We start from the raw sequence: 5,350 nt of genomic DNA on the forward strand, positions 1-5,350 counted from the left end.
TTCTTTCAAGGTTAGATGGCTATTTTATAATGAATTTTGTCAGCAGCCACCAGATTTTTTCAGTTGCTATGCAACAAAGCCATCCCAGTGTCACGCACTGGGATGACACCAGCCTAGCCATGGCAGACATTTCTTTACGACTATAACAAGGGATCATCTTTGATCAGCTATCATCACCATCAGTAGCTTCTTTATTCGCATCTTGCTCTGCCTCTTGTTGCTCAGACTTCTGATTTTGCAATTTTACTTGCCTTAGCTCATTTGCATCTGTTTCGGATTTTACGACGTATATAGTAATTGGTACTACTACTTCACTATGTAATTCTACGTTTACTTGGTATTCACCCAAGTTTTTGATGCTTACTCCACCAAAAGATAAACTACGGTGATCTATCACATGTCCTTCTTGTAGTAAAATTTTCGCAATTTCACGTGTTGTCACAGAACCAAAAATTTTACCATCCTCTGAAGCTTGCTTTATCAATACCACAAACTTATCATGTAGTGACAATGCAAGCTCTTTTGCTACATTTAATCTTTTTATATTCTCTTCTTCCAGTAATAAACGTTGCTCCTCTAGCTTCGTTAAATTTTCCTTGGTAGCTTTCACCGCTTTTCTTTGTGGAAAAAGAAAATTACGTGCATAACCTGGTTTAACTTTGACAACTTCACCAAGCTTACCTAAAGTCCTTATATTTTCCTTTAAAATTATCAACATAAATTACCTAAACTTTTTTAGTACAGTAAGGAATAAGAGCTAAAAAACGTGCCCTTATGATCGCTAAGCGTAACTTCCTTTGTTTTTTTGCACATACGCCTGTTAATCTTCTAGGCAATATCCTACCATAGTCAGAGGTAAACTTGGATAATAAATCTATATTCTTATAATCTATGTCTTCATCTTTAGACGCAGCAAGAGGGCAAACTTTAGAACGCCTAAAGCCAGTCCTATTATTTACAGATACGTAAGAATTATTAAAACTATTTCGTCTCTTCATCATTATGCGCTTTGCTCCTCAATTTGTTTATTCATCATATGAGATTTACCTTCAAAAATTTTATCAACCTGCACAGGAAAGTGGCGAACAACGTTCTCATTAAGTTTCATTCTACGCATAAATTCATCCAGAATGCTTGCAGTAGAACTTATGCACATTATACAATAATGACCGCTCTTCATTTTATTTTTGTGATATGCAAAATCCAAAAGACCCCAATGTTCATACTTGATTAATCCTGATGCTTCAATGTTTTTCAAAAGCATTTCCAACGCTTTGCTCGATTGAGTTGGACCGTTTATTCTAAAATCTTTCAAAATATCTTGAAAAATCTTTATTAGATGTTCTGAAATATTTCTCTTCAAAGCATTTACTGCGTTATGGATAAACGCACTTTTAGTACTGCCTCCTAGAAATTTTGTAAAATCTTGCGTTATTCCTAAATCTTTTAGGTCATCTTTCAACTCTTTATCGATTTTTGACTTCACTTCTTTCAAATTTGAAAGATCTTCTTCTAATTCAACCCATAAAATTTTTGTAAGATCTTCCAAGAAATCAGAGTAAGCAACTAGACTTTCTTTAATCTCCTCAGCACGCACTTCTAACTCTTGTTTTGTAAGCTTGTCATTTCCTTTTTTCAGAATATCCCTGATTCGCTGGAACATAATATCTGCTTTAATATTTTTCAATGAAACAGCTAGCTCTTGGACCATCTCCTCTACTTCTTGCTGTAACAATCCTTGTTGTGCTATAAAAGTAAATTCATAAAGATTCACTATATCTTCCTTTAATACCGATTAAACATTTCATTATATAAAGCTTTTTTATATAAGCAAGTTATTTGTATTAATTTCTACGCCTTTAATCCAGCTTAAATTAGATATTTCATAAATTACTTGAGGAGCAATTGAGTATGCACCTGGTAATAAGATGCTCACTTTATGTTTTTCGAGAAGAAGTTTTAGCATTATTTTGGTTCTGCCTTCATCTTTCAATATTGTGTTTAATTCCATAGCGGCTTTTTGCGAATCCGTGCACTCAGTGGTGAGAACTAATTCTTTTATTGTAGAAGTGATTCTTTTTGTAAACTCAGATATATCTTTGCCTGCCAATCTTGTTGTATTTTCCGAAGCTTCAAGATCAATTATCACAAATGTTCCTGGTGAAAATAAATCTCTTTTTTCTTCTATTATTTCATTATTATAGAATGCTATTTCAGAAACGTTATGGGGATCAGAAAGTGTGAGGATAACAAACCTTCCACGCTCTGAAGTTCTCATACGTGCATTTAATATTACCCCAGCAGTTTTTGCTGTTCTATTTTCTCCGATAAACCCAATATTTAACTTTTCCAGAAGAGTTCTAAATTTTTCAAGCGGATGATTAGTTAAATAAAATCCTAGTGAAAATAACTCATGTTCTAATTTTTCCTCTTCATCAAAATCTTCCACATTCTCAAGTTTCGGTTTGAGGACATCAAGACTACCAAACAAAGCAGCTTGACTTGATTCTCTATCCTGTTTGTTTTTATTTGCAAAGTAAATCAGCGTGTCCATTGACTCATATAGCTGCTTTCTGTTCTTATGCACGCTATCGAATGCTCCGGATTTAATCAGGCTTTCTAGCGCTCTCTTATTTATTATATGACCTGAATTTTGAATGAATTCCCATATGTCCTTACAAGCGCTTGAACGTACGTTCACTATTCCTTCCGCTATAGAAAAACCAACATTCCTCAAGGCAGCAATACCATAACGTATGCGTTCATCCTCTATTGAGAATTCAGCTTGAGACTTGTTTATATCAGGTGAAAGAACGGTAACGCCACTAAACTTTGCTGCATGATAAAATAAATTCAGTTTATCTCTATCATCAATATTCAGATTCACTAGTGCTGTAAAAAATTCTAATGGATAATTAGTTTTAAGGTAAGCCGTTTGATAAGATATAACCGCATATGCTGCAGCATGAGATTTATTGAACCCATAACCAGCAAATTTTGCAACAAGGTCAAAGATATAACTTGCCCTGTCATAATCAACGCCATTCTTCGTTGCCCCTTGGATGAAAAGTTCACGTTGTTTATCCATCTCTTCCTTAATTTTCTTACCCATGGCACGTCTTAGCAGATCTGCTTCCGCTAAGCTATACCCGGAAAGAATACGGGCTATTTCCATCACTTGTTCTTGGTAAATTATTACCCCAAATGTTTCTTTTAACACTCCTTCAAGTAACGGATGAATATAATCTGGCTTCTCAAGTCCATGCTTTCTTGCAACGTAAGTTGGAATGTTATCCATAGGTCCTGGACGATAAAGGGAAATTAAAGCGATAATATCCTCAATACAGTCCGGTTTTAGTTTAATTAAAGCTTCTCTCATTCCCGAACTTTCAAGCTGAAACACTCCAATTGAATCACCGCTTGAGAGTATCTCATAGGTTTTTTGGTCATTCAAAGGAACTGAAGAAATATCAATCTTTTTTCCATCACGATTAATTAAACGACACACATGATCTATTAGCGTTAGCGTACCAAGTCCAAGAAAATCAAATTTTATTAGCCCAGCTTTCTCCACATATTTCATGCTGTATTGAGTGATTGGCAGAGCCGAATTTGGATCGTAGTACGCAGGAACAAAATTTTCCAACTTTTGATCACATATTACAATTCCAGCAGCATGAGTTGAAACGTGACGATATATTCCTTCAAGCTTAAGAGATATATCAAGAAGCTTTGCAATTACCTCATCACTATCCCGCTCTTTCTGCAGGTTTTGATCAAGCTCTATCGCTTGTGATAAAGTTACAGGATTTACTGGATTAAATGGAACCATTTTAGATATTTTATCCACTTGAGAGTAAGGCATTTGCAATACTCTACCAACATCACGCAATACTGCCCTTGCCTGCAATTTACCAAAAGTGATTATTTGAGCAACATAACCGTACTTTTTCTGAACATAATCAATAACCAGGTCCCTTTTCTCTTGGCAGAAATCGATATCAAAGTCAGGCATCGATACACGATCAGGATTCAAAAATCTTTCAAATATTAGGCCAAACTTTATTGGATCAAGGTCTGTAATCTGCAAGCCCCAAGCAACAATTGATCCAGCACCAGAGCCTCTTCCTGGACCAACTGGAATGCCATTTGCTTTGCTCCAACGAATAAAATCAGAAACTATCAAAAAGTAGCCAGCGTAGTTCATCGAAGTTATCACACTCAGTTCGTAATTCAGCCGATCGTAGTATTGTTTAAGGTCTATGTCTGTCTCATTCGCAATACGGAATTCTAATCCTGCAACTGCCTGCTCCCTCAGTTCTTCATTCTCAGTTTTATTTTCTCGACAAGGAAATTTAGGCAAAATAGGCTGCCTGCTTCTTGGCATGTAAGAGCACCGCTTAGCTATCACTAAAGTGTTATGAATTGCTTCGGGAATGTCGCTGAACAGCTCCTCCATTTCTGCCACAGACTTGAAGTAATGCTCGGTAGTTAACTTCTTTCTGTTATTCTCCAGGGCATAACTCCCCTCCGATATACACGTTAATATATCATAAGCCTCATAGTCAGACCTATTTGGAAAAAACACATCGTTCGTTGCAACTAGTGGTATATTGCGCTGATAAGCAAAGTCTATCAAAGCTTCTTCAAGCTCTAGCTCTTTATTCAACCCATGACGCTGCAATTCAACATATAGATGACCATTGAATGCTGAAAGCAGTTTTTCAACCGTTTCTTTATCTTGCCCCAACAATAGTTGAGCCAAACATCCACCGGTTAAAGCGATCAGACCCGTACTTAAATTCAATAGCTCATCAAAATCAACGTAAGGAATATCGCTGTTATTCTTGCGCTTTCTAAAAGACTCACTCACCAAAGTGACTAAATTAGTGTACCCTTGCTCATTTTTTGCAAGCAATAATATAGGTAAATTTTGTTCTGAATGTTTAACTATAATATTGCATCCTATTATTAGCTGTATCCCCCTACTTGCCGCATATTCTGCAAACTCAAGTGAACCAAATAAATTACCTGAATCAGTAATTGCAACCGCTGGCATTTTATTTCGCAAACAAAGGCCGATCAGCTCCTCAATTTTAACCGAGCTTTCAAGCAGCGAATAAACACTATGAACACGTAAGTGTATGAACATAAGAAACTTTAGATCAACAAAAAAGGATAACATTAATTTACTCATGAGAACATAATTTTCATGAGAACAAAAGCCTATAAAATTCTAAAATTAAAATACAAAAACCTACTTGACAAACTCCGCCAGCTCCCTTATCACGATAGCGAAGCTATTGTATTTGCTTTCGCCAATCTGCAGATTAAAAGGTAAGGATTACTT

General features: G+C 35.9%; 4 protein-coding genes. All 4 read right to left on the reverse strand.

The window, feature by feature from the left end:
- Positions 1–163: 163 nt before the first annotated feature.
- Genes rplI through dnaE form a run of 4 tightly spaced genes read right to left on the reverse strand, consistent with a single transcriptional unit; the run spans position 164 to position 5,152 of the window.
- Positions 164–718 (reverse strand): 50S ribosomal protein L9, encoded by a 555-nt coding sequence (gene rplI / locus OZD61_RS04465; RefSeq protein WP_006279792.1) that lies wholly within the window; start codon positions 716–718, stop codon positions 164–166.
- 7 nt (positions 719–725) lie between these two features.
- The gene (rpsR, locus tag OZD61_RS04470) at positions 726–1,001 is read right to left on the reverse strand and encodes a 30S ribosomal protein S18 (RefSeq protein ID WP_007548890.1); all 276 of its coding nucleotides are present in this window, start codon (positions 999–1,001) and stop codon (positions 726–728) included.
- Positions 1,001–1,774: a 30S ribosomal protein S6 gene (locus OZD61_RS04475; RefSeq protein ID WP_274980004.1), complete on the reverse strand. Its 774-nt coding sequence runs from the start codon at positions 1,772–1,774 to the stop codon at positions 1,001–1,003. The genes rpsR and OZD61_RS04475 overlap by 1 nt, the downstream gene beginning before the upstream one ends.
- A 48-nt stretch (positions 1,775–1,822) precedes the next feature.
- The gene (gene dnaE, locus OZD61_RS04480; RefSeq protein WP_274980005.1) at positions 1,823–5,152 is read right to left on the reverse strand and encodes a DNA polymerase III subunit alpha; all 3,330 of its coding nucleotides are present in this window, start codon (positions 5,150–5,152) and stop codon (positions 1,823–1,825) included.
- Between the last annotated feature and the right edge of the window lie 198 nt (positions 5,153–5,350).

Source organism: Wolbachia endosymbiont of Drosophila bocki (assembly GCF_028982005.1).
GTDB lineage: Bacteria > Pseudomonadota > Alphaproteobacteria > Rickettsiales > Anaplasmataceae > Wolbachia > Wolbachia pipientis.

Bases quoted from the DNA above. Each gene is read 5' to 3' on its own strand.
- rplI (WP_006279792.1), bottom strand. From the start codon at position 718: ATGTTGATAATTTTAAAGGAAAATATAAGGACTTTAGGTAAGCTTGGT.
- rpsR (WP_007548890.1), bottom strand. From the start codon at position 1,001: ATGATGAAGAGACGAAATAGTTTTAATAATTCTTACGTATCTGTAAAT.
- dnaE (WP_274980005.1), bottom strand. From the start codon at position 5,152: ATGTTCATACACTTACGTGTTCATAGTGTTTATTCGCTGCTTGAAAGC.